Source organism: Wenzhouxiangella sp. XN24 (genome assembly GCF_011064545.1).
Taxonomy (GTDB): Bacteria; Pseudomonadota; Gammaproteobacteria; order Steroidobacterales; family XN24; genus XN24.
The window spans coordinates 83826-104732 of sequence record NZ_JAAMFG010000028.1; the positions used below are offsets into that span (position 1 = coordinate 83826).

A 20907-nucleotide genomic window follows, 5' to 3' on the forward strand; every position below is an offset into this window, starting at 1 on the left:
AAAGCCTCCCTCAGACAGCGTCCGTGCTGCGTTGCACGACGGCCAGCGAGACGCGCCCGTAGTCCGCGCGGGTGCAGGTCACCATGACCTTGCGCAGGAGGCGGTAGGGCAGGTCGCGATCACCGAGAATGGTCACCTCGGGAGACAAGGCCTCATCGGCCCGCAGGCGGCGTGCACTCAGTTGCTCGAGCGCGGCAGCCAGCGCGGGAATGAACTCGGCCTCGGCCTCCATGACATCGGCCGTGATGGCGACCACTTCGCCCTGGACGAGAATCGCGTCGGTGCCGACGGTGACCACGACGGTTTCCCGCGGGGGCTGCTGTGCCATCGAATCGGGCATCTGCAACGATTTCGGCGTGGTGAGTTGCTGCACGTCGGAGGAGTTGACGAGCAGGAAGAACACCAGGATCGTGAAGATGTCCATCAACGAGACCAGGCTGAGCGGAGCCCCGCGCCGGCGCTTGTGGTGCGCCTCCATGCGGCGCGCGCGATGCGATGCTTTCATTTCCGACCTCCCGCCGGCAGCGGCGCGTCACCGATGGAGATATCCGGGAACAGCTCGGCTGAACCGTGCTCGACCCGGGCGACGCGGAGCGTATCCATGACGTCCACCAGGCGCTGGTAATCGATGTCCGGTTCGAGCAGGATCATCGCTTCCCGGGTATCCGGATGCCTGAGCTTCACCTGGGCCAGGAACTCGGACAGCGCCGCGTAATCGAAGCGGCCTTCGGCGTCGGCCTCGAAGCGCTGCAGCAGGCCGCTGCGCCGGTCGCCGACCTCGAGCGCCGTCTCGCGGACGACGACCTCGAGATTGAGCCCGGTTTCCTCGGCCGCCGTGGTCTCCGCGCTCGGCCCGGGCAGGCTCAGCTCATGGACGGCGATCCGCGAGAACACCGCCGTGATGAGCAGAAACGGGACCAGCACCACCATCAGGTTCATGAAGGCGGTGATGTCCAGTTCGCCCGGCTCGCGCTGTCGCCGGCGCCGCTTCAGCATGCGCATCTCAGGCGCCCGTCGCCTTCGGCTGCGCGCCACCGGGTTCGGTCACGGCATTCAGGAACTTCACCGCGGCCATCTCGAGGCTGTCGACGATTTCCGTGGTCTTGCTCATCAGCACGGTGTGCGCCAGCAGCAGCGGGATCGCGACCATCAGGCCGAACGCCGTGGTGTTCATCGCCACAGAAATACTCGCGGAAAGCATGTCGGCTTTCTCGGCCGGATTCGCCGCCGCGACGGCGGTGAAAGCGCGAATGAGCCCGATGATCGTACCGAGCAGGCCGAGCAGCGTGGCGATGTTCGCGAAGGTCGCCAGGTAATGGGTGCGCTTCTCGATCCTCGGCAAGGTCTCCAGCAGGCTCTCCTCCATGGCTTTCTCGACATCGTCGCGCCGCCGGGCCGTGCCGAGGCGCGCCAGCCCGTAGGACAGGATGTTGCCGATGGCCAGCTTGGAACGCCCGGCCACGGTCATCGCCTCCGTGTACTTGCCCGCCTTGACCATGGGCATCAGTTGCAGCCACAGCTTGCGGTTACTCGCTCCCGTCGCGGACAGGTAGACGTATCGCTCGATCGCGATCGCCGCCCCGAGCACGAGCACCACCACGATGGGGTACATGAACACCCCGCCCTGTTGAAAGAAACCGACTATCGTCGTGTAAACGTCCATCACTCACTCCTCCTCACTGACTTCCGGGCGACGTGTGCCGTCCGGGACTTGAAACTGTGCCTCGCGCGCTGCCTGCAGCGCCTGGCGCTGGCGAACCTCGCGGCGCATCACCAGCCGGTCGACAGGGGTCAGCGCCTCGTCCAGCAGGCTCCGCGCCGGGCGCCCAGGCAACTCGCCGGGCGGCGCCTTCTTCCACGGCACGATGGCCATGATCCGCGGCAGCTCGCGATTGCCCGTCACCTTCGCGGTCTCCAGCTCGAGCCGTTCCTCTTCGGCGGGCAGCGACGCGGGTGCACCCCCTGCGGCGATGAGCAGGATGGTCAAAGCGATACATGGCTTGTGCAGGTTCATCTCGTCGCCACCCGTGAATTGCTGCGCAGCTGCAGTTCGGCGACCCAGCGCGCGACCTGCTCGTCACCCTCGAGTCCGCCGACGAGATCGAGGTAGCGTTCGTAGCACTGCAGCGCCTCGGCGGGGCGACCCAGGTAGAGATCCAGCAGGACACCGCGATTCCGCCACGCCAGCGCGTAATCGGGTTGCAGCGCGAGCGCTTCGCGATAGGATGCATCCGCTTCCGCAAAGCGGCCCTGCCGGCGCAGCACGATGCCCAGTTCCGCATGCGCCACGGCATCGGCGGGCGCCATTTCCAGGACTTGCCTGAAGGCCGCCTCCGCGGCTTCGAGGCGGCCCGCGGCGGCGTGCAGGATGCCGAGGTTCAACAGCGGCCCGGACAGCTCCGGATAATCGGTCGCGAGGCCATCCAGCAATTGTTCGGCTTCGTCCGCAACCCCGGCTTGCAGGGCGTGTGTGGCGCGATCGAAACGCGGGTCTGCAGAGAGATCGTCGCCGCTTCCGGCGCCGGGCAAGGTGCCGCACCCGGCGAGCAGGAGCATCGCCATCAAGGCGGTTCCGGCCGGGGCCCGCCGGATCATCGGCAGTCCCCGCAGGTCGCTAGCGCAGCAGTTCGACAACATGCTCTCCGGTCTCCTTGCGGTTCCAGCGGGCCGGCACGAGTTCCGCCAGCGTCTCGAAACTGGCGATCACCCAGCGGTCGTAAAGGCCGTCACGGGCGCGCGCCGCATTCGCCTCGTGGATGGCGATGGCGTCTTCCTCGAAGGGGAACGCCTGCTCCTCCAGGAGCATCACGTACTGTTCGAGCGTGTCCTCGTCCAGGTCGGGCGGCGGCGGTGAATCGAGCAACGCGCTCGCCATCCCCCGATAGATCTCGGCCATCCTGAACGCGGCCTCGGTCGTCACCTCGGCCACCCCGTAGTCGGCCGCCGCACCCAGGCTGTCGACGGCGGCGCGCATCCGGGCCGCCTTCTCGGGCACGGTTTTTTCGAGAGGCAGGTCGAGCGCATAGCCCGTGAAGCGCTCGACGACCGGCATCGCCAGTTCCAGGGTCGCCGCGGCCGCCAGGGTCCGGCTGCGCGCCGTGGCCAGCTCGCCAGCCTGCTCGTGCGCGGTGACGATCGATTCCAGCCAACGCGTGCGCGCCGCGTGGTCCGCGCGCATGTCCGCACTCTCGGCGAGGCGGTGACGTGCTTCGAGGGCCGCATCCCAGGGTGTCGGAAAACGCTCGAGATAGTCGCGCAAGGCCTGGTCGGCGCGGGCGCTGTCGCCGGCCTCCGCGTACAGCTCGGCTGACTGCCACAAGGCGGCGCGGCGGACGTCTTCGCTTTCCCCGGCCAGGCGGGACACGGCGGCAAGCGCAGGGGCGGCGCGCTCCGCGTCACCCAGCTCGACCAGCGCCGCCGCCCGACTGACCTGCGCCGCCGCAGCCAGGGCGTGCTCCGGCCAGCCGCCGATGAAGCTTTCGTAGGCCGCGGCCGCGGCCGACCACTCCGCCGCACTGAACAGCAACGCAGCCGCATCGTACTGCCCGGTGGCGGCCACCGGGCTGGACGGCGCCGCCGCGGCGATTCTCTGGAAGTGCCCGACCGCGGCGGCGAGTTCGCCGCTTTCAGCAGCAGCCTGGCCCTGCCGGTAGATGCTCGCCGCCAGCCGTTCGCGCACCGTGGCGGCGAGTTGCGCCGCGGCGTCGTCGGGCCTGGCGCCAGGCTCGATCGCGACGGCCCGCTCGGCTTCCCAGGCCGCATAGTCTGCCTCCGCGAGCGCGAAAGCACCGAGGTCGAAGGCAGAGTGCGCACTGACCAGTAACGCGGCCGAGCGGATCGCAGCATCGACCGATTCCCGCGCCAGCACACGGGCGGAGGCTGAACGCGCCGCCTCGAGTTCGCCGAGCGTCATGAGGCGCTCGGCGGCCTCCAGTTCGACCTGCGGTGCGCGGGAGTCCGCGGCAAACGTGTCGGAAAACGCCAGCGCAGCCTCGACCACGGCGGCGGACGTGTCGGCGACGGACATGTCGACGGTGGCGGTTTCGGCGGCGACACCGCTATCTGCGGCAGCGGCCGAGGCGGCGATGTCACGCCGCGCGACCACCGCGGCATAACCGGCCTCCGCGGCGCCCGGATGCTCGCCGTAACCGTAGGCCACCGCCCAGTAGGCCTCCGCGGCCTCCGTGAGCGCCCCCGCGCCGTAGTGCAGCTCGGCCAGCAGGAAATGACGCTCCGGCGCCTCGACGGCTGCCGGGAACTCCTCGAGCCAGCGGCGATACCAGTCGGCCGCGACCGCCGCGCTGCCCTCCCCGGCCTGGAACGCGGCGTGGTGATGCGCGGCCAGGGTATCCAGGCTCAGCTTCAGGCGCTCCGCCACGCTCTCGTGAGCGGCAGGATCGCGGCCCTGCCACCACGCCCGGTGACGCGAGAAGCTCGCGGCAAACACCTCCATCGCGGCCAGCGCCTCGCCCATGAAGCCGCCGGCCGACAGCGCGTCGATGGCCTGGGCCTGCAACACCGGCGCCATATCGTCCAGCGGGGCACGCGCCGCCCACGCGCTGTACGCGGCGGCCGCATCCGTCCAGCGCTGCTGCTCGACATACATCGCGCCCAGCCGTTCATAGACACGCCAGGCCCAGTCAGGGTCGGGCGCATCCCGGCCATCGAGCCAGCGATCCACCGCGGCGGCACCATCGAGGGCCGAGAAGCCGATCGCCATGGCGCGAAAACTGTCATCCACGAGCTCCCGCCCGGCACGATCCAGCTCTTCGAGATCGGTCGTATCCAGGCGGTCACCGATGACGGCGGCGAACGGGGTGAAGCTCTGCTCGTGCAGCGATTGCTTGAACAGCGCCCAGCCGAGCTTGTAGCGCGACTGTTCTGCGAAAGGGCCCGCCGGCTCGAGCGCGAGGGTCTCGAGATAGGCCTGCTCCGCGGCCATCCAGTCACGCGCCATGAAGCGCATCTCGCCGATCCGGAACCAGGCCTCGGGGGCCAGCGACGACGCGGGGCGCGCGGCCACCAGCGACTCGAGCACCGCCTCAGCTTCCGCGTCGCGCCCTGCCATCGCCTCAGCGCGGGCCAGCTGGTAGCGCCAGTGATCCCGCCACCCGGCATCCGCGCCGCCGAGCGCGGAATCTCCCAGCAACTCGCGATACAGGCGGATCGCCTCCGCCAGGTCGGCGTCGGGGGATGCGCCCTCCATCAGCGCGGCCTCGGCAGACTCGAGGCGCAGGTCGGCAAGCCGACGCAATGCCGTCAGGCGCATCCCGGGATCCGCTGCGGCGGGGGAATCCAGGAACGCGGCATAGGCGTCGGCTGCGGCCGCCGGATCGGCCGGGGGCGGGGCCGCATTCGGTGCCGTGAGCGTGGCGCCGATGTCCGCGACCGTGGCGGCGGCCGGCTCGGGGGCGCGCGCGAAGGGCCACAGGCCGGCCATGACGACGAGCGCCGCGACGCTCACGGCGCAGTCTCCGTGGCCGGTCCCGGCAAGGCTTCACGGGCCGCGCGGGGCTGGGTCGCCTGGTCGTAGGCCGCGGCGAGCGCGAACCTGGCCTGGCCCAGGTAGGCGGCGACGCGCTGCTCGCGTGCCTGCAGTTCTTGCAGCGCGAGCGCACGCAACGCTTCGGTGCGGCGTCCCTGGTCCTGCTCCACGCGCAGCAGCAGGTCCTCGACACGGGCCGCCGCGGCATCGATACGTGCGTCGAAGCCTTCGAACCCCGCGGGTCCCGCGGCGAGTGCGGCTGTGAGACTCGCGCGCGCAGCCGCGCCCGCCTCCAGTTCGCGCCGCGCGTTCGCGAGACCGCGCTCCGCTGCGTAAATGCGCTTCGGCCAGGCGTGATTGAGTTGCCAGTGCAGGGCCCCCTCGAGACGTGCATGGCGCGCGTGCAGGTCCTCGCGGTCTGCTCCGTCCGGCAGGGCCAGGACCCGCATCTCCAGTACTTCGAGGCGCGACAGCAACTCCTGCTCGGCCGGCGTGGCGAGCCTGGCCTGCGCGCCGCTCGCCCGGAGCGTCGCGAGATGCGCCTCGGCGGCCCTGTACCGCGAACGCAGCGGACCGAGACGATCCTGTTCGAGACGGAACTCGGCACGCGGTGCCACTTGCTCGAAGCGGGCGCGACGCGTCTCGACCATGTCTCGCAACGCTGCCAGGCTGTGCCGCCAGGTCAGCAGGTTTTCACGCAGCTGTGCGAGGTCGCGAAGATCCGAGGCCACGGCGCGGAAAGGATGGTCCGCGGCCAGGGCATGGAGATAGGGCGCCAGGGGACCATCGACCGGCGGCAGGTCGTTGTCGGCCAGGGCGATGGACAGCAGCGCCTCGCCGCGCGCAAGCGACTGCGCCGCGCCGAGGCGCAGCAGCTCGGCATCGCAGGCTGCCGCCGCGCGCTCATAGCCCGCCACGCTCTCGCCGGTCTCGTCGAGCTGGTGCCACGCCCAGGGAATCGCAAGCATGGCCTCCAGCGCCGCGCCGTCGAAGTCGGCCGCCGCGGTCAGCGCAGTCCAGGGACCGAGCGCCCCCCGGTAGTTCTCCCGTTGCGCCTCTGCCCAGCCGGCTGCCAGCAGCGCCCGCGCCGCATAAGGCCCGTCCAGCCTGACGCGATCGAGGGCGGCCCGGGCACCGGCCGGATCGTTCGCATCGAGCCGCGCCAGGCCGAGCGCCAGGTTGGCGCGGTCGCGCAAGACGGCGCTCTCGGGGCCGCCGGCCGCCTCGCCCCCCAGTTCCTCCAGGATCGGCAACGCGGCTTCCAGGTGATCCGAGCGGGCCAGCGCGACGGCCCGGTTGAACTCGGCGAAGCCACGCCAGGCCCCCGGCTGGGCACTGCCGGCGAACAACTCCGCAGCGTCGGCATTGCGCCCCAGCGCGATCAGCACCCGGCCCTCGAGGTCGACGCGGTCGGCCTGCATGGCAGCCGGCAACGGCGCACCGATCCTGCCGAGGGCCGCGGCAGCCTTGGCGTGCTCGCCGCGCTCGTGATGAATGCGCGCCAGCCAGTACCACGCTGCATCCCGCTGCGCGGGGCGCGCCGTGCCGGCCAGCAGCGCCGTAAAGATCTCCGCCGCTTCATCGCGCAGGCCCCAGGCGAGATAGAGCCCACCCTTGAGCAGTTCGGCTTCCGCACCGTGGTGCGCCAGTTCGCCACGCACCTGGCCGACCGACAACCGCACCAGGGCCTCCATCCGTCGCCCCTGGTAATGCTCGAACAGGACTTCACCCCACGCCAGGTCCCGCACCGTCGGCGGCGCCTCGGTGGCGCGCACGCCGGCCGCCGCGGCGAGCAGCACGGCAGAGAGCAGGATCCCGGCGAGCATGAATCGATATCGCATGGCGCGGCCCGGCTACTCCCAGGCGCGGACGACGAAGTCGGGTTGCTGGAGCGCTTCGCTGTCGCTGAGCACCAACTCGAGTTGCTGCGGGCCGAGACCCTTCTCGAAATCCAGGCTGGTGGCGCGGCGATATTCCCGGCCCTGCGGTCCGCGTCCCGTGAGCACGGCAACGAGCTCGTGCGACCCGCTCTTGATGTTCCCGACATAAAGGCGATGCACGCCGCCGCGCCGCAAAGCGTCGAGCTCGCGCTCCGTGTAGAGATACTTCGCGACCTGTCGATCGTCGATCGAGAGCTCCACCGCATCGAGCGCGAAGTACTTGCCGACGTCGAGCGACAGGTACACCGCAACCTGCGTGCTGGCCGGGAACAACAGCTCCTCTTCCAGCAGGAACAGCTCGCGATTGAGCGCCACGAGTTCCTGCTTGAGGGCCCGCAGCTCGGCGTCCGCCGCGGTCTCCTCGGCGTGCGCCGGAGGCAGCGCCGCCACGCAGGCGAAGCATGCCGCAAGCAGCACGATGCAGCCGCGCGCGCGCCGGCTAGAACCAGCCGCCGAACCAGACCTGGAATACATGGCTGTCGAATCCATAGAGTTCACCATTACGGATGTCCGTGAAATCGTCGTAATCGAAACGGATGAGGTCATAGCCCAGGCTCACCGAGCTGCGGCCCAGGGGTCCGAGGCGCGGGCCGAAGTCCCAGGTGAGCCGCGCGCCCACGGTCTGGCTGTCGAAGGTGGACAGTTCCTTGTCCCGCGCCATGAACTCGAACTCCGCATCGAAGTCATCGGCATAGAAGGACGCCGCGTCCTGGGTCGTGTAGCGATAGGCGAGCTCGGCGGTGAGCCGCGGCGTGATCCGACGGGCGACGGCGGTCTCCAGCGTGTGCGCCTGGACCTGCCAGGTGTCCCGGTACCAGCGATAGCCGAGTTCCAGCGACGTGGCCTCCGCCACCATGCCGATACCCCGCAGGGCGACGGTATGACTGTTGCGGGCTCGGGGGTAACGCTCCGGGATCTGCGCCCCGAGGATGCGCGCCGAACGATAGGGGTTGTTGAGGAACCCGGTTTCGAGGATCGCCTCGTAATCCAGGCTGGCCACGATCCTGGAGGTCAGGACCTGCGACCAGCTGAACTGGTAGTTGTTACGTTCCACCTCGTCTTCGAAGTCCGTATCGACCCGCGAGACCACGTCGTCGCCGCGCACGTAGCCCAGCGTGAGCGTGCTCATGCCGCCGAAGAAATCCTGCGCCACGCTGAGGGCCCACGTGTCGGACTCGTAGTCGTTCTCCTCGCTGCGGATGTAGCCGACGCTCATCAGCGAATCGCCCTGCACCCAGTCGAGGCCGAGCCCGAGCTCCTCGCGCCGCTCCGTGTAGGGACTGGCACTCGTGACCACGTCGATCGATGCCGAGCTGATGCTGTCGACATAGTGGCTGGCCGAGGCGGAAAAATCGCCGGCGAAGGACTTGCGCAGGCTCAGCGCCGGTCCGGTGACCTGGACGCCGCCGCCGTCGTAGCTGTGGTACATGAGCTCGGCGAGATCCTCGGGCAGGGTGGCGGCGAAACCCACCACGCACGCCAGCAGCAGGACCGCTGCGAAGCCGCCGCGGACGCCGGCCCGCAAAGGCACAGGCACGGGCTCAGTTGCAGCCACAGCCGCCTCCCCCGCCGTCCGTGGCGCCGCGCCCGCCCTCGCGGACGTCGAACACGTGCTGCCGGTGCTTGTCCATCAATGCATTGCGCGAGAAGGACATCAGCGGGTCGGCGAGCGCCTCGCGTTCGAACGGCGCCACCCAGGGACTCGGGGCCGCGCATCCGCTCGCCGCGATGCAGATCGACACCAGGAACAGCTGTGCGGCACGGCGTCTCATCTTCAATCCTCCCGCAGCAGCGCGCGGACTTCCTCGAGATAGAGCCGCTCCATGCCGGGCCGGTAGCCGTAATGGACGCTGCGCACGGTCCCGCTCCGATCGACCATGACCGTCATCGGCATCGCCTGGACGTCATAGAGCCGGCTCACGTCCTGGGTGTCGTCGAACAGCAGCGGGAAACTGACGCCGAGTTCCTCGGCGAGGCGCAGGGCCCGGGCGGAATCCTCGTCGATGTTCACCCCGAGCAGGGTGAAACCGGCCGGCTCATAGCGGGCAAAGATCTCTTCCAGCTGGGGCATCTCCTGCCGGCATGGACCGCACCACGTCGCCCAGAAGTTGATCATCACGACCTGGCCACGATGCTCCGACAGGCGCAGGTTCGGACCCGCAGCGCTGCGCAGGGCGAAGTCCGGCGCCTCGGCGCCGACGTTCACCGCGGGAGCGCTCGCGACGACGCCGGCGAGCCCGCCCATGGCCAGCAGGCTCGAGATCAGAAATAAACGCCGAGGCCAAGATTGATTTCGAAGTTGTGTTTCCACTCGTTTTCCCCGAGCAAGTCAGATTCGAAGAGGGTGTCCCGGGCTTCCAGCCGCAGGCTCAGCCAGTCGGTCGGCAACACCTTGAGACCGAAACCGAAGGCGTAACTGGTGCTGTCTCGATCGGCGAACTCCAGTCGCCCGGCGCCGAATTTCAGGTAGACGCCGCTGGTCCGTGCCCACCGTGTCCCGAGGAACACTTCCCCCGGCAACACCATCACGCCAACCGCGAGGTCGTAGGCCACCAGGTCCTCCTCCTCCGCATCGAAAAGCGGCGCGCCGATGCGACGAAAACTGGTGTCGCGCACGGACGAGCTGGCATAGCGACCCTCGAGAAAGACATCCTCGGTAGCGTGGTAGGCGACGCGCAGGCCATAGACAGTCTCGGCGCCGAAGTCCTCGACCGAGTTGATGCCGGCGAACAGACCGATCTCCCAGTCCTCGGTGTCCACGGCCGGACGGATGATCTCCCGCCGGTCGAGGAGCGGATCGATGACGGCCGGCACCGGCCCCTCGACGGGTTCGTCTGCCGGAGGCGCGTCCCGCCATACGCTGCAACCGCCGGCGGTGCAGGCGGTGATCGCGAGAAGAAACAGGCGCAGTGCGGCTTGCATGGCTCGTCCTCAGAAGAACACCGAGAATCCCAGCGTGATCTCGGTGAAGTCGTCGTTGTTGTTGATGTCCCGCGTGAGGACGTACTGGCGCACGTCGCCGCGCAGGATGAAGCGCCGTGTCAGCCAGGCCCGCACGCCGACACCGGCATTGCCAGCCCATTCATCGACCTTGACCGCGTCCACCAGCGTGCTCTTCGGCTCGTTGCTGATGCGCCCCGCGCCGATGCTGAAAAATGGCGTCACGCGGCCGTCGAGGAAGGGCAGCACCTGGATATTCGTGTGATAGGCGCTGGTGCTGGAGAAGCTTCCCGCGGCCTGCAGCAACTGGCCTTCCACGACGAAGTGCGGCCCGACCCGATAGCCGGCACGGAAACTGAACATGGGATCGCCGGAAAAATCTCCCGCGGCGAAACCGATCTCGAAGCGCCGGTCGCGCCATTGTTCCCGCCCGGCGCGCCCGAACTGCACGCGCTCGCCGCCCGGCCCCTGGCTGCCTTCGACGGTGTTCCGGTGCATCCAGCCGCGCTTGCCGTCCGCAGTCTCCACCTGGAGCCAGTCGGCCCGCTGGCGCAGCAGGGTGAACGCCTCCCCGCGGCTCACGATGTTGAACACCGGGTAGCCCCGTCCGGGGCCGGTGTGCATCTCGGCGTACGGCCGCGTGACCGTCAACCAGAGCCGGTCGTCCTCGCCGGCGGCTGCCGGGTCGGCGCACGCGAGGACCAGGAACAACAAGGCCAGGGGCAGTGCGATGCACTGGAGGGGGTGGCTGGCGTGCCGGGCGCATGCGTGCATGGCTCAGTACCCGCACTCGGCCAGGGGCGGGGGGGTGCAGAAGCCGCAGCTGGCCGCCTCCTCGTCCTCGACGCGTACCGCGATCCAGTTGCGGATCGCGAGGTAGCACGGGTCCTCGACGTCGGGGAAGATGTCCCCTCCGGTGTGGGTGCCCGAGATCGAGAAGACGCCCTGCAGCGGCTCCAGCAACAGCTTGCTCTGGGCCGGGTTGTCGAGATTGGCGAAGGCCTTCGCCGAGAAGAAGTTGGCCATCATCTCCACCGAGCCGGGTTCGGCCTGCGGGAAGATCTTGAAGGCCCCGCCGGAACCGGCGCCGACGTCATGACAGCCGCTCGCCGCACAGGTCGTCTGCCCGGTGCGGCCGTTGATCACGGCATCCATGACGGGGTTTACACAGTTGCTGTAATCCGCGACGCACAGGGTGCCGCCCGTGGCGGACACCGGGGTATTGTCGACCTCGCCGCCGCACCCGCCCAGCAGGACGGCGGCGATCATCGCGAGCGAATAACACCCTGTGCTACGCATAGGCCATTCCTAGGTCCCGCACTCGCCCGCGGCGATCCAGTCGAAGATCGCCTGCCACTCCGGCTGGTCCGGCGAAAGCACGGGCGTACCCGATGCGGGATCAGCAGGGTCCACGCCGATGCGCGGATGCGGCGGATCGTCGGCCTCGGTCGAAGTCGGACGGCGCAGCAGGGCATTGGCCTCCGGGTCGCAGACATCCGCCACCATCGTCACCGAGACGTTGAAATCACCCTCGATGTTGCCGGTCAGCACATAGCGCGAAGAGCTGAAGCTGGCGTTCAACGGCTCGTCCGGCAGGGATGCCGTCCCCGTATTGCCGAAGGGCTGGTGACAGGACGCGCACTGCTCCATCAGCACGGGATGGACGGTGGCCGCGAAAACGCTCTCGGAGAGTCCCTGCAGGCCGCCGCGCACTTCGGAAAGCGCCCGGAAGCCGTCGTTGTCGGCGTCGTCGAAGGGGTCGTTGTAGTACTGCCCGCCGAGATCGATCCACTCGGCGACCAGGCGCAGCTCGCTCGCGTTCAGCATGGCGCTGTGATCGACCGTGGGCGGCTCGACGCGCTCGCCGCCGGCGCGCAGCGGCGCTTCGAAGAGCTTCGCCATCAACGCGCTGGCCCGGGCGCCGTCCCGCGAGCCGCCGCTGCTGACCAGCGGCGCCTCGCGCGCCAGTTCCAGCTCGCCATCGGGCCGCACGTTGATGGTCGGCAGGCCGGTGTCCGGATCGAGGATGGGGTCCCCGACCATGATCTCCTCGTAGGACTTCAGTCGCCCGGACCCCGAGGTCGTGCCACGCAGGTCGAGGCCCGCGGCGAGCGGATCCTCCGGGTCATCGCTCAAGTGGCAGCCGATACAGGTATCGGCGCCGCGGTCGGCCTCCCAGATCGGCTGCACATGGTCGGGATAGTTGATGATCCCGTCCACCGGCGCGGGCACGCCCGGCGGCAGATCGGCATAGCTGATCAGCAAGGGCGGATCCGCGGGGCGGCCGGCCTGGACGGGATCCGTCCACACGTCCTCGTACACGATATCGGCATCCAGCTCGAGCGCGGTCGGATCGAGCCGGGTCCGGGTCTCGGCCATGGATTCGCCGAGTTCGCCGGTCCAGTTCGCGTTCGGATGAAAGCCGGCGATCGGCGCCGAGTTCAACGCGCTGCCGCGCCGCGGCGAATGACAACCGTTGCATGTCCGGGTCTCGCCGGGGCGCACCTGCAGCCAGTTCGTGTGTACCTGGATCGCACGGCCGTGCGCATCCACCGCGACGACGCCGAGCGGCGTATCCGCCGGCACCTTGACCCGGAAGGAGCCATCCGGCTCGATCTCGGCGTAGCCGACGATCTGCTGCATCTCGAGGTTGGTCTCGCCGATCGCCTCGCGGGACACCCCGGGCGGCGTCGGCACGGCCTCGGTGACGCGTACGAAGCGTGCCGGTCGCTGGGCCGCGGTCGTCAGCGCGGGGTCCTTCAGCGTCATGAGATCGGCCACGGCACTGCGCGTGTCGTCCGGCGGCGGGGTGGTCATCGGAATGCTCTCGTCGCCGACGAGCATGCGCGCACCCATCAGGCCGAGGCCGTCGGTGTCATAGACGCTCTTCACGTTGAGTACGCCCATGCCCTCGGCCGCCAGTGCGGCGTCGAGCGGCTTGTCCGTAACGGTGTTCGGCGCCGGGCGCGCCTGGATCGCGATCGGGTCCGTGTAGGCCCAGCCTTCCTCCGGCAACGCGATCGGACGGAGGCTCTTGTTGGCGATATCGAACATGTAGACGCCATAGAGCGGCGGGCCCTCGACTTCTTCTTCGAGGCCGGTGACCGGGTCGAGCTCCATCTCGGGACGAAATGGCGACCAGCTGACCAGGGCCCGGTTCGTGCCGTCCCACAGCGGATAGGGGGTCGTGTAGCGGCCGAACTCGGAAACGCCGCGACCCGTTTCCACCGGGAACAATGTCAACTGCTCCTGCCCCACCGCATCGGCCGCGGCGCCCGGCACGGGTTCTCGGGATTCGGCAAAATTGCGAATATCCACCGCCATCAAGGCGCCACCCTCGCGGGTACCGGATAGCGGCATCAGCGAGGTCATGACGCGTCCGTCGGGCATTTCGCGCGGATGCAGAAAGCTGTTGCCCGGACTGAAGGCACCGTACTGGACGAAGATATTGGTGCCATCCGGGTTGGTGATGAACAGCGGGAAATGGTTGCGGTTGCCGACATGGTCCCAGCGCGCAAACAGGATTTCCCCAGTCGCGAGCACGGTGGGATTACGGTCATGGCTCTGGTTGAAGGAAATCTGCCGGATGTCCTCGCCGTCGGCGCCCATGACATGCAAGGCAGCCACGCGCTCGCGCTCGTATTCGTCGCGGTAGGCATAAGGCTGGATGTTGCGCTCGGCCAGCAGCTCGCGGGATTTCTGCTGCCGGTTGGAACTGAACACGATGCGGCCGTCCGGCAGGTAGGCGGGGTCGATGTCGTCGCCCGCATTCGCGACCGCATCGTCGGCGATCAGGCGCCGCAGGCTGCGGCTCGGCAGGTCCAGTTCGAAGATGTTCCAGCTGGGGTTGCCGGGCCCCCGCATCGAGAACAGCACGCGCTCGCCGTCGTAAGACACCTCCGGATCCGAGACGTCACCCTCGCCCTGCGTGAAGGGGGCGGTGAGGTTCTCCAGCGGCGCGCTGGGCGAAGACAGGTCCTTGAGCATCAGGTCGCCGCCGGCGGCGAAATTGGCCGCATCGGTGGGATTGCCCAGCGCGGAGACCTGGCGCTTGGCGAACACGATCGGGAAATCCCCTTCCACCACGATCGCGGACGAGACGCTTTCCTCTTCGCCGCCGCAGCCCCCCAGGGCCAGCAGCGAAAACGAAAGCAATGCAGAGACGGTCAGCTTGTATCCGTTGGCCCCAGCCATATCGATCCCCCCTCTCGGAGTATCGTCGGCGGGAAGGGACGCAAAGCTGGAAGCCGGTGGATGGCACCATCCATCGACCGGCGGGTCGGACAACCGGGAAAACGCGACTCGTGCGCCCGGGCAAGCTAAGCCCGTTATCGTTTTCCATGGCCGGCAACCCCGCTGTCGTGGATCTCGGATCCCTTAGACCGGTGGCTTTGCGTCCCCGCCTTTCGACGGGTTTGCCTTTGTCAGCGACGCCACGGATGCCAGAGAGCCCGCAAGCTGTCAAGCAACTGGTCGAGATGTTGCGTCATCGGATCGTGCGGCGGGCGGGACTTTCGACACCTGGACTCGGTCCAAGCTGCGGATTTTACTTACGATTCCTCACGCAGGGCCCGACCGGGGCGCGGCGCCGCCCGGAGTCCGGTGCCGCCCGGGCCACGCTGCCTGGCGCCAGGTGACGCTGCGCGTCACTTTCCGTCCGACACACCGCCCGGGGGTGTAGCGGCAAATCAGTAGTTGGAGGCCGTTGGCGGGTCGAGTATTCTCAGGCACGCAAAACGCGCCGAGGAGATCGCCATGGAGTTCTGGATTCTGATTGCAGTGCTTGCCGCCGTCGTGCTCTGGGCGATCGCGACCTATAACAAGCTCGTCAACCTGCGAAACGCGGTGAAGAACGCCTTCGCGCAGATCGATGTCCAGCTGACGCGGCGCTACGACCTGATCCCCAACCTCGTGGAAGCGGTCAAGGGCTACATGAAGCACGAGCGCGAGACGCTCGAAGCGGTCATCGCCGCCCGCACGCGAGCCGTCTCCGGCCTGCAGGCCGCGGCCGCTCATCCCGAGAGCGCGGCCGCGATCGCGGAGCTGTCGGGTGCGGACTCCGCTCTCTCGTCGGCACTGGGCCGCCTGTTCGCCCTGTCCGAGTCCTATCCGGACCTGAAGGCCGATCGCAACATGATGCAGCTGCAGGAAGAACTCACGAGCACGGAGAACCGCGTGGCGTTCGCGCGCCAGGCGTTCAACGACAGCGTCATGCAGTACAACAACACCCGGGAGAATTTCCCGAACAACCTCGTCGCGAACTCCTTCAACTTCGACCCCGCTGCATTCCTGGAGATCGAGTCCGAAGAGAAACGGCAGGTGCCGCAGGTCACCTTTTGATTAGCGACCGCTAGCCGGCTCGCGGGCCCGGCCAGGCATGGACTTCTTCGGCAGGCAAGCGGCGGCACGCGGGCGTTCGCGCTGGCTGCTGGGGGCGTTCACCATCGCGGCCGGTGCCGTGGCGCTGTCGGTCGCGGCGGTGCTGACACTCCTGTTCGGTGCTGCCAACACGCCCCCGGGGCAACTGCCGCGCACCGCGCTCGATCCCGCGGTGTTCGTCGTCGCGGCCATGGCCACGGCCGCATTCATCGGCATCGCTTCCCTCTGGCGTCTGCGCAGCCTGCGCAGCGGCGGGGGCGCCGTGGCCGTCTCGCTGGGCGGGGAACGCGTCACCGGCCTCGAGCAGGATCCGCTCAAGCGCCGCCTGCACAACGTGGTCGAGGAAATGGCGATCGCCGCCGGACTGCCGGTTCCCGAGGTCTACGTGCTGGAAAACGAGCCCGGCATCAATGCCTTCGCGGCCGGGCTGCACCCTTCCAACGCGGCAGTGGCCGTCACCCGGGGCGCACTCGAACGGCTGGCGCGTGATGAATTGCAAGGCGTGATCGGGCATGAGTTCAGTCACATATTGAATGGTGACATGCGGCTCAATGCCCGTCTCATGGGCTACGTGTTCGGCCTGGTCGCCGTCAGCATGACCGGCCGGCTGCTGTTGCGCGGGGCGGCGCTGGGCGGGGGCCGGCGACGGGGCCCGGGCGGCCGGGGCGGGGCTTCAGGCGCGGGCGCCGCCCTGCTTGCCGCAGGGCTCGCCATCGTGGTGCTCGGCTCGATCGGCGTGCTCGCGGGACGCATCCTCCAGGCCGCCGTGTCACGCCAGCGCGAGGTGCTCGCCGACGCCTCCGCAGTGCAGTTCACCCGCAATCCCGAGGGCCTCGCCAATGCCCTGAAAAGAATCGCGGCATCGCCGTTGTCCTCCGCCGTGCGTGCGGTGCGCCGCGAAGAAATCGGCCACATGCTGTTCGCCACCGGCCGGCGGAGCCTCGCGGGGCTGCTGGCCACCCATCCGCCGGTCGCCGCACGCATCCGCGCCCTGGATCCGCACTGGCGCCCGGGCGACCCGCCACCGCCGGCGCCTCCGCCGCCCGTCACGTCTCCTGCGCCCACCGCCCCGAGCCCTGTCGCGCCGGAGCTTGCGACGGCATCGATCGGCCAGGTCGACCTGGCGATGGGGCAACACCTGCTCGCGCTCATGCCGGATGCACTCCACGCGGCGGTGCTTGAACCGGAGGGCGCAGCCGTCACCGCGCTCGCCCTGCTCCTGGATGCCGACGCCGGTCTGCGAGCCCGACAACTCGCACTGCTCGACACCCGGTTGGGCGCGGTCGTCGCAGCCCGGGTCGGGGACACATGGGACGCGATCGAAGAGATCACGCCGACGCTGCGTCTCGCGCTGCTGGACCTGTCATCGCCCGCGCTGCAGCACCTGCCCGAAGCGCGGCGGGACGATCTCGTCCACCTGGCGCAACGACTCGTCGAACTCGACGGTGTCGTTAGCCCTTACGAGGCCACGCTGGCCGCGGCGCTCGAGTCGCGCCTCTCGAGAGCTTCCACGGCACATGCGGATGCCGATGGCGCACTGGCCATGCTGGCGCTCCTCGCAAGTGCGGGACACGAGGACCAGGCAGCGGCGGCCGCCGCCTGGCGGCATGGGGTGACGAAGCTCGCCGCCGGCGGGTTTACTCTGCCGTCGCCCGAGCCGTCTTTTGCCGCCGTGCTGCCCGGCGCGGGGGCAAAGACCGCCGCGCATGCGCGGCGCCTCGCAGCCATGGATCCGGCGCTGCGCCGCCTGCTGGTGGCGGCACTCGCCGAAGTGGCGGCCCACGACGGCCGCATCCATCCCCGCGAACTGCAGTTGCTGCGCAATGCAGCGACGGCGCTCGATTGCCCCATGCCGCCCCTTGCGGATCAGCGCGCGGACTCGACCCGGTAGAGACCTCCGTCGTCCTCGTCGGTCAGCACGTAGATGCTGCCGTCCGCGCCCTCGCGGACATCGCGGATCCGCCCGACGCGTCCGAGCAGCAGTTCTTCTTCGTGGACCACCACGTCGTCTTCCAGCACGACGCGGCGGATTCGTTCGGCGGCGAGACCGCCGGCGAGCAGGTTGCCGCGCCAGCGCGGGAACTGGTCACGCGTCACCAGCGCGAGGCCGGAGGGCGCCAGCGTGGGCAGGAACTCGTAGACGGGATCGACGTAACCGGGGCGGCTGCGCGCCTCGCCGTATTGTTCCTCGGTACGGTAGTCGCGCGCCTTGCTGACCACCGGCCAGCCGTAGTTCTGGCCGGGCTCGATACGATTGAGTTCATCGCCGCCGCGCGGGCCGTGTTCCGTGACCCAGACGACATCGCCCTCCGCCACGACGATGCCCTGGATGTTGCGGTGGCCATAGGACCAGATCTCGGGCAAGGCGCCGTCGCGCCCGACGAAGGGATTGTCCTCGGGCACGGTGCCATCGTCATTGAGCCGGATCACCTTGCCGGCATGATCACCGAGATCCTGGGCCCGGGAGGGCTCCGAGCCACGATCGCCGATGGTCATCAGCAGCGTGCCGTCCGACAGCCAGGCGATCCGCGAGCCGTAGTGCCGGCCCGGTTCCGAGCGGCGGTCCTGGACGAAGATCTGCTCGAAATCGACCAGTTGCGTGCCCTCGAGCCGCCCCCGGCCGAGTGCGGTGGCCGTACCGTCCTCGTCGCCGGACGAATAAGTCAGGTAGACCCAGCCGTTGGACGCATGCTCCGGGTGCAGCACGACGTCCAGCAAGCCACCCTGGCGAAAGGCATGCACCTCGGGCGTGCCGGAAATCCGGCGGATCTCGCCGTCGATGACGAGGTTCAGTCGCCCGGGGCGCTCGGTCACGAGATAGCCCTCGGGCAGGAGCGCCACGCCCCAGGGATGTTCCAGCCCTTCGGCCACGCGCAGGACCCGAAGGGGTTCGTATTGCGTGCGGATCTCGTCCGCGAGCACTTTGGTGTCTGCGCTCGCGGGGCCGGTCGCCAACAGGATGGCGGCCAGGGCCAGGCCCGTCATGCGCACACCGATCTGCTTCAGCATCTTCCTCGCTCCTTGTTTATTCATGTTCGCGTTCGCCGTCACGCGCGCAGCGGCAGCGGCGTATCTCCCAGCAACCCGTCGATCTCCTCCTGCGTCGGGCAGGCCAGCGCCTCCCTGACCGTATGTTCGTCCAGATGCGCGGCAAAGAGTTCGAAAAAATGGAACATGTACTTGCGCAATGCGATATCCCGACGAAAGCCGATCCACGTGGTGCAGCGCGGAAACAGCCCCGTGGTTTCCAAGGCCACCAGTCCGCCCTGGGATCGTACCGTCTGGGCCATGCGCGCCACGATGCCGATCCCCAGTCCCATGCCGACATAGGTCTTGATGACATCCGCATCGCGCGCCGTAAACGCCACCTGGGGGTCTAGCCCGCGCGCCGCGAACGCCTGCTTCAGGCTGGATTCTCCTTCGAAATTGAAAACATAGGTCACCAGCGGATGCGCAGCCAGCTCCTCCAGCGAGGGGGGTCGATCCAGGGTGGCGAGCGGGTGGTTTTCCGGCACGAGGACGATCCGGTCCCAGAGAAAGCACGGCAGGACGACGAGATCCGGAAAACGTTGCCGCGACTCCGACGCAATGACGAAATCCACCTGCCGCTTGTCCGCCATTTCCGCCAGTTGCTCCGACGTGCCCTGGTGCAGGTCAAGGGTGACGTCCGGATAGCGCTTCCTGAACCGGGCGATCACATCCGGCAATACATAGCGGGCCTGCGTGTGGGTCGTGCCGATCGACAGCCGCCCGGCGGATTCCGAATAGAGATGCGGAGAAATACCTCGAATGGCTTCCACTTCGTGCAGGATGCGCGCCGCGTGGTGCGCCACCTGTTCGCCCTCGCCGGTCAGGCGCACGAGGCTCCGCCCTTTGCGCACGAACAGGCTCAACCCGAGTTCCTGCTCCAGCAATTTGAGTTGTTTGCTGACCCCGGGTTGCGATGTTGCGAGCCGCTCGGCGGCCACGGTCATGTTCAGGCCGTTGTCGATGACCGCCTGGAAATAGCGTAATTGCTGCAGTTTCATAGACTTGGCTCAAGCCGGCCAGGGTGATGCACCTGGCTTCGAATCTTGGTGATCATTGTTATAACCAAAGCGCATACGAATCGGAACAAAGATTATTTCCAACCGCCGGCGCATAGCTTATATGCTTTTGGATATAAGCAAATCGGATCCCCCCATGATTCACGACAGCATTCTTTCCACGATCGGCCGTACGCCGGTGGTCCGTCTCAACAAGATCGGCCCCGGGCACACGACGATCTACGTGAAGATCGAGTCTTTCAATCCCATGGCCTCGGTGAAGGACCGGCTCGCCTTCGCCATCATCGACGACGCGGAGAAACGCGGCGTTCTCAAGCCGGGACAGACGGTGGTGGAGGCCACCTCCGGCAATACGGGCATCGCTTTGGCCATGGTCTGCGCCGCCCGCGGTTATCCTTTCGTCGCCACCATGGTCGAGACCTTCTCGGTCGAGCGGCGCCGGGTGATGAAGGCGCTCGGCGCGAAGGTCATCCTCACGCCGGCCGCCGAGCGCGGCACAGGCATGGTGCGGCGCGCCGAGGAACTCGCGAAGAAGCATGGCTGGTTCCTGGCGCGACAATTCGAGAACGAAGCGAATCCGGCCTTTCACCGCAACACCACCGGACCCGAGATCCTCAGCGATTTCGCCGGCCGGCGACTGGACTACTGGGTGAGCGGCTGGGGTACGGGCGGCACGCTCACGGGTGCCGGCGAGATGCTCAAGCTCGCGCGGCCCGACCTGAAGATCGTGGCCACCGAGCCGGAGGGCGCCTCTCTCCTGGCGGGCAAGGAATGGAAACCGCACAAGATCCAGGGCTGGACGCCCGATTTCATTCCGCCGGTCCTGAACCGGCAGGTGTTCGACGAACTGGTCACGGTGACGGACGAGGAATCACGGGACTGCGCTCGCGCGCTTGCCACCCAAGAAGGCATCCTGGTGGGACTGTCCGCAGGCGGCACCCTGGCCGCCGCATTGAAGGTCGCGGAACAGGCCGAGCCCGGTGCGGTGCTGCTGGCCATGCTGCCCGATACCGGCGAACGTTACCTCAGCACCTACCTCTTCGAGGGGATCGACGAAAGCTCCGATGATGCGTGGCTGGAGGGTCTAGACTCGGATTGAGCGGTTTGCTCGAGGCCA

The 20907-nt window shown here is 68.2% G+C and carries 20 protein-coding genes and 1 riboswitch; of the genes, 3 read left to right on the forward strand and 17 right to left on the reverse strand.

Annotation, left to right across the window (positions count from 1 at the left end; all coding sequences use genetic code 11):
- Positions 1-10: 10 nt before the first annotated feature.
- The 15 genes from G6032_RS04740 to G6032_RS04810 are packed head-to-tail and all read right to left on the reverse strand — an operon-like array spanning position 11 to position 14559.
- Positions 11-505 carry a biopolymer transporter ExbD gene (locus G6032_RS04740; RefSeq protein ID WP_165280991.1) on the reverse strand — a complete coding sequence of 165 codons (495 nt, stop codon included), beginning with the start codon at positions 503-505 and terminating at the stop codon, positions 11-13.
- Positions 502-996, reverse strand: coding sequence for a biopolymer transporter ExbD (locus tag G6032_RS04745; protein WP_165280992.1), 495 nt, complete (start codon positions 994-996; stop codon positions 502-504). Before G6032_RS04745 ends, G6032_RS04740 begins: the two co-directional genes overlap by 4 nt.
- A 7-nt stretch (positions 997-1003) precedes the next feature.
- Positions 1004-1663 (reverse strand): MotA/TolQ/ExbB proton channel family protein, encoded by a 660-nt coding sequence (locus G6032_RS04750; RefSeq protein WP_165280993.1) that lies wholly within the window; start codon positions 1661-1663, stop codon positions 1004-1006.
- A 3-nt stretch (positions 1664-1666) separates the two neighbouring features.
- Entirely contained in the window at positions 1667-2014 is a 348-nt protein-coding gene (locus G6032_RS04755; protein ID WP_165280994.1) for a hypothetical protein, read from the reverse strand.
- Positions 2011-2637, reverse strand: coding sequence for a tetratricopeptide repeat protein (locus G6032_RS04760; RefSeq protein ID WP_165280995.1), 627 nt, complete (start codon positions 2635-2637; stop codon positions 2011-2013). The genes G6032_RS04755 and G6032_RS04760 overlap by 4 nt, the downstream gene beginning before the upstream one ends.
- Positions 2615-5464 carry an outer membrane protein assembly factor BamD gene (gene bamD, locus G6032_RS15895; RefSeq protein ID WP_165280996.1) on the reverse strand — a complete coding sequence of 950 codons (2850 nt, stop codon included), beginning with the start codon at positions 5462-5464 and terminating at the stop codon, positions 2615-2617. Before bamD ends, G6032_RS04760 begins: the two co-directional genes overlap by 23 nt.
- On the reverse strand, positions 5461-7326 hold the full coding sequence (locus G6032_RS04770; RefSeq protein ID WP_165280997.1) for a hypothetical protein: 1866 nt from the start codon (positions 7324-7326) through the stop codon (positions 5461-5463). Before G6032_RS04770 ends, bamD begins: the two co-directional genes overlap by 4 nt.
- 12 nt (positions 7327-7338) lie before the next feature.
- Positions 7339-7899, reverse strand: coding sequence for an AraC family transcriptional regulator (locus G6032_RS04775; RefSeq protein WP_206211814.1), 561 nt, complete (start codon positions 7897-7899; stop codon positions 7339-7341).
- A complete protein-coding gene (locus tag G6032_RS04780; RefSeq protein ID WP_165280998.1) occupies positions 7865-8980 on the reverse strand; it encodes a DUF3570 domain-containing protein in 1116 nt (371 codons plus the stop codon). Before G6032_RS04780 ends, G6032_RS04775 begins: the two co-directional genes overlap by 35 nt.
- A complete protein-coding gene (locus G6032_RS04785) occupies positions 8967-9197 on the reverse strand; it encodes a DUF4266 domain-containing protein (RefSeq protein WP_165280999.1) in 231 nt (76 codons plus the stop codon). Before G6032_RS04785 ends, G6032_RS04780 begins: the two co-directional genes overlap by 14 nt.
- Before the next feature lie 2 nt (positions 9198-9199).
- Complete coding sequence (locus G6032_RS04790) at positions 9200-9670, reverse strand: TlpA disulfide reductase family protein (RefSeq protein ID WP_165281000.1); 471 nt, start codon at positions 9668-9670, stop codon at positions 9200-9202.
- Between the two features lie 17 nt (positions 9671-9687).
- Positions 9688-10347, reverse strand: a complete 660-nt coding sequence (locus G6032_RS04795) for an outer membrane beta-barrel domain-containing protein (protein ID WP_165281001.1) — start codon at positions 10345-10347, stop codon at positions 9688-9690.
- Positions 10348-10356: 9 nt separating this feature from the next.
- Positions 10357-11139 carry an outer membrane beta-barrel protein gene (locus tag G6032_RS04800; protein ID WP_165281002.1) on the reverse strand — a complete coding sequence of 261 codons (783 nt, stop codon included), beginning with the start codon at positions 11137-11139 and terminating at the stop codon, positions 10357-10359.
- Between the two features lie 3 nt (positions 11140-11142).
- Positions 11143-11664, reverse strand: coding sequence for a hypothetical protein (locus G6032_RS04805; protein ID WP_165281003.1), 522 nt, complete (start codon positions 11662-11664; stop codon positions 11143-11145).
- Positions 11665-11673: 9 nt separating this feature from the next.
- Positions 11674-14559: a PD40 domain-containing protein gene (locus G6032_RS04810; RefSeq protein WP_165281004.1), complete on the reverse strand. Its 2886-nt coding sequence runs from the start codon at positions 14557-14559 to the stop codon at positions 11674-11676.
- Between the two features lie 149 nt (positions 14560-14708).
- Positions 14709-14795: riboswitch (cyclic di-GMP riboswitch) on the reverse strand.
- Between the two features lie 325 nt (positions 14796-15120).
- Between G6032_RS04810 and G6032_RS04815 the strand changes: the two genes are divergently transcribed.
- Both G6032_RS04815 and G6032_RS04820 read left to right on the forward strand, forming a co-directional pair.
- Positions 15121-15705: a LemA family protein gene (locus tag G6032_RS04815; protein ID WP_165281005.1), complete on the forward strand. Its 585-nt coding sequence runs from the start codon at positions 15121-15123 to the stop codon at positions 15703-15705.
- Positions 15706-15742: 37 nt separating this feature from the next.
- Positions 15743-17635, forward strand: coding sequence for a M48 family metallopeptidase (locus G6032_RS04820; RefSeq protein WP_165281006.1), 1893 nt, complete (start codon positions 15743-15745; stop codon positions 17633-17635).
- Here G6032_RS04820 and G6032_RS04825 read toward each other — a convergent pair.
- Together G6032_RS04825 and G6032_RS04830 are read right to left on the reverse strand one after the other, a co-directional pair.
- On the reverse strand, positions 17611-18753 hold the full coding sequence (locus G6032_RS04825; protein ID WP_165281007.1) for a PQQ-dependent sugar dehydrogenase: 1143 nt from the start codon (positions 18751-18753) through the stop codon (positions 17611-17613). The genes G6032_RS04820 and G6032_RS04825 overlap by 25 nt on opposite strands.
- Before the next feature lie 38 nt (positions 18754-18791).
- Positions 18792-19772: a LysR substrate-binding domain-containing protein gene (locus tag G6032_RS04830; protein ID WP_165281008.1), complete on the reverse strand. Its 981-nt coding sequence runs from the start codon at positions 19770-19772 to the stop codon at positions 18792-18794.
- A 154-nt stretch (positions 19773-19926) separates the two neighbouring features.
- On the opposite strand from G6032_RS04830, the gene cysK reads away from it, so the two are divergent.
- Positions 19927-20889, forward strand: a complete 963-nt coding sequence (cysK, locus tag G6032_RS04835; protein ID WP_165281009.1) for a cysteine synthase A — start codon at positions 19927-19929, stop codon at positions 20887-20889.
- Positions 20890-20907 lie beyond the last annotated feature (18 nt).

What these genes read in the sequence shown, in the direction of transcription:
- G6032_RS04755 (WP_165280994.1), bottom strand. Translation starts at nt 2,014, where the DNA reads ATGAACCTGCACAAGCCATGTATCGCTTTGACCATCCTGCTCATCGCC.
- G6032_RS04740 (WP_165280991.1), bottom strand. Translation starts at nt 505, where the DNA reads ATGAAAGCATCGCATCGCGCGCGCCGCATGGAGGCGCACCACAAGCGC.
- G6032_RS04825 (WP_165281007.1), bottom strand. Translation starts at nt 18,753, where the DNA reads ATGCTGAAGCAGATCGGTGTGCGCATGACGGGCCTGGCCCTGGCCGCC.
- G6032_RS04810 (WP_165281004.1), bottom strand. Translation starts at nt 14,559, where the DNA reads ATGGCTGGGGCCAACGGATACAAGCTGACCGTCTCTGCATTGCTTTCG.
- cysK (WP_165281009.1), top strand. Translation starts at nt 19,927, where the DNA reads ATGATTCACGACAGCATTCTTTCCACGATCGGCCGTACGCCGGTGGTC.
- G6032_RS04760 (WP_165280995.1), bottom strand. Translation starts at nt 2,637, where the DNA reads ATGTTGTCGAACTGCTGCGCTAGCGACCTGCGGGGACTGCCGATGATC.
- G6032_RS04820 (WP_165281006.1), top strand. Translation starts at nt 15,743, where the DNA reads ATGGACTTCTTCGGCAGGCAAGCGGCGGCACGCGGGCGTTCGCGCTGG.
- G6032_RS04745 (WP_165280992.1), bottom strand. Translation starts at nt 996, where the DNA reads ATGCTGAAGCGGCGCCGGCGACAGCGCGAGCCGGGCGAACTGGACATC.
- G6032_RS04815 (WP_165281005.1), top strand. Translation starts at nt 15,121, where the DNA reads ATGGAGTTCTGGATTCTGATTGCAGTGCTTGCCGCCGTCGTGCTCTGG.
- G6032_RS04775 (WP_206211814.1), bottom strand. Translation starts at nt 7,899, where the DNA reads ATGTATTCCAGGTCTGGTTCGGCGGCTGGTTCTAGCCGGCGCGCGCGC.
- G6032_RS04785 (WP_165280999.1), bottom strand. Translation starts at nt 9,197, where the DNA reads ATGAGACGCCGTGCCGCACAGCTGTTCCTGGTGTCGATCTGCATCGCG.
- G6032_RS04750 (WP_165280993.1), bottom strand. Translation starts at nt 1,663, where the DNA reads ATGGACGTTTACACGACGATAGTCGGTTTCTTTCAACAGGGCGGGGTG.
- G6032_RS04805 (WP_165281003.1), bottom strand. Translation starts at nt 11,664, where the DNA reads ATGCGTAGCACAGGGTGTTATTCGCTCGCGATGATCGCCGCCGTCCTG.
- G6032_RS04770 (WP_165280997.1), bottom strand. Translation starts at nt 7,326, where the DNA reads ATGCGATATCGATTCATGCTCGCCGGGATCCTGCTCTCTGCCGTGCTG.
- G6032_RS04795 (WP_165281001.1), bottom strand. Translation starts at nt 10,347, where the DNA reads ATGCAAGCCGCACTGCGCCTGTTTCTTCTCGCGATCACCGCCTGCACC.
- G6032_RS04800 (WP_165281002.1), bottom strand. Translation starts at nt 11,139, where the DNA reads ATGCACGCATGCGCCCGGCACGCCAGCCACCCCCTCCAGTGCATCGCA.
- G6032_RS04830 (WP_165281008.1), bottom strand. Translation starts at nt 19,772, where the DNA reads ATGAAACTGCAGCAATTACGCTATTTCCAGGCGGTCATCGACAACGGC.
- G6032_RS04790 (WP_165281000.1), bottom strand. Translation starts at nt 9,670, where the DNA reads ATGGGCGGGCTCGCCGGCGTCGTCGCGAGCGCTCCCGCGGTGAACGTC.